The 2,201-nt window shown below is 65.4% G+C and carries 2 protein-coding genes; both read left to right on the forward strand.

The window, feature by feature from the left end; translation table 11 throughout:
* The coding region (gene sucC, locus VQ044_RS24835) for an ADP-forming succinate--CoA ligase subunit beta (protein WP_327650314.1) at positions 1-1,191 on the forward strand (1,191 nt) is incomplete at its 5' end.
* A 90-nt stretch (positions 1,192-1,281) separates the two neighbouring features.
* Positions 1,282-2,193, forward strand: a complete 912-nt coding sequence (gene sucD / locus VQ044_RS24840) for a succinate--CoA ligase subunit alpha (protein ID WP_327625261.1) — start codon at positions 1,282-1,284, stop codon at positions 2,191-2,193.
* Positions 2,194-2,201: the final 8 nt, after the last annotated feature.

Raw genomic sequence — 2,201 nt, forward strand, 5'->3', positions numbered from 1 at the left:
ATGAACATCCACGAATATCAGGCCAAGCAAGTTCTCAAGGGTTTTGGGGCGCCGGTGGCGGCGGGCGTGGCGATCACCGAGGCCTCGCAGGCCGAGGCCGCGGCGCGGCAGTTGCCGGGGCCGGTCTATGTGGTCAAGAGCCAGATCCACGCCGGCGGCCGCGGCAAGGGCAAGTTCACCGAACTCGGTGAAGGCGCCAAGGGCGGCGTCCGGCTGGCCAAATCGATCGAGGCCGTCGTCGCCGACGTCAAAGAGATGCTCGGCAACACGCTGGTCACCAAGCAGACCGGCCCGGCCGGCAAACAGGTCAACCGCCTCTATATCGAGGACGGCGCCGATATCGATCGCGAGCTCTATCTGTCGCTGCTCGTCGACCGCACGGTCGGCCGCGTCGCCTTCGTCGTCTCGACCGAGGGCGGCATGGACATCGAGGCGGTGGCCGAGGCAACGCCGGAAAAGATCCACACTGTCGCGATCGACCCGCTCGCCGGCGTCACCGAGGCCGACGCGGCGAAACTCTGCGACGCGCTGAAGCTCGACGGGCCGGCCCGCGCCGACGGGATGACGCTCTTTCCGATCCTCTACAAGGCCTACACCGAGAAGGACATGAGCCTTCTCGAGATCAACCCGCTGATCGTCTTGAAGGACGGGCATCTCAGGGTGCTCGACGCCAAGGTCTCGTTCGACGGCAACGCGCTCTATCGCCATGACGACATCAAGGCGCTGCGCGACGAATCGGAAGAGGACGCCAAGGAGATCGAGGCGTCGAAGCACGATCTGGCCTATGTGGCGCTCGACGGCGACATCGGCTGCATGGTCAACGGCGCCGGTCTCGCCATGGCGACGATGGACATCATCAAGCTGTACGGCAAGGAGCCGGCGAACTTCCTCGACGTTGGCGGCGGCGCGACCAAGGAAAAGGTCACCGAGGCGTTCAAGATCATCACCTCGGACCCGAACGTCAAGGGCATATTGGTCAATATCTTCGGCGGCATCATGCGCTGCGACGTGATCGCCGAGGGCGTCGTCGCGGCGGTCAAGGAAGTCGGGTTGAAAGTGCCGCTGGTGGTGCGGCTGGAAGGCACCAATGTCGACAAGGGCAAGGCGATCCTCAACGACAGCGGCCTCGCCATCACCGCCGCCGACGATCTCGACGACGCGGCGCAGAAAATCGTCAAGGCCGTGGGCTGACCCTTTTCACGGTGGGTGGCCTCCTCTCGCTGCCCACCGCCTTTCTTTTTCCTTTCTGCTGACCGACCCTAACGGAGTCTCGCGAAAACCATGTCCATCCTCGTCGACAAGAACACCAAGATCATCGTCCAAGGTCTGACCGGCAAGACCGGCTCGTTCCATACCGAACAGGCGCTGGCTTATCACGGCACAAAGATGGTCGCCGGCACGCATCCCAAGAAGGGCGGCGAGACCTGGCAGGGCAGCGCCGACGGCCGCGCCGTCGAGCTGCCGATCTTCGCCTCGGTCGCCGAAGCGAAAGCCAAGACCGGCGCCGACGCCAGCGTGATCTACGTGCCGCCGGCGGGCGCGGCCGCCGCGATCGAGGAGGCGATCGCCGCCGAGATCGGCCTGATCGTCTGCATCACCGAAGGCATCCCGGTGATGGACATGGTCAAGGTCAAGGCCAGGCTCGACACATCCAAATCGCGGCTCCTCGGGCCGAACTGCCCCGGCGTCCTGACCCCCAACGAATGCAAGATCGGCATCATGCCGGGCAACATCTTCAAGAAGGGCAATGTCGGCATCGTCTCGCGCTCCGGCACGTTGACCTACGAGGCGGTGTTCCAGACCACCAGCGAGGGGCTCGGCCAGACGACGGCGGTGGGCATCGGCGGCGATCCGGTGAAGGGCACCGAGTTCATCGACATGCTGGAGCTGTTCCTGGCCGACGACGCAACCCAGTCGATCATCATGATCGGCGAGATTGGCGGCGCGGCCGAGGAAGAGGCGGCGCAGTTCCTCAAGGACGAGGCGAAGAAAGGCCGCTCGAAGCCGACGGTCGGCTTCATTGCCGGGCGGACGGCGCCGAAGGGCCGCACCATGGGCCATGCCGGGGCGGTGGTCTCCGGCGGCAAGGGCGGCGCGGAGGACAAGATCGCGGCGATGGAAGACGCCGGCATCCGCGTCTCGCCCTCCCCGGCCCAGCTCGGCAAAACCCTCGTCGAACTCCTCAAAGGCTGACGACGGGG

This window comes from Aurantimonas sp. C2-5-R2, assembly GCF_036549495.1.
Classification (GTDB): domain Bacteria; phylum Pseudomonadota; class Alphaproteobacteria; order Rhizobiales; family Rhizobiaceae; genus Aurantimonas; species Aurantimonas coralicida_A.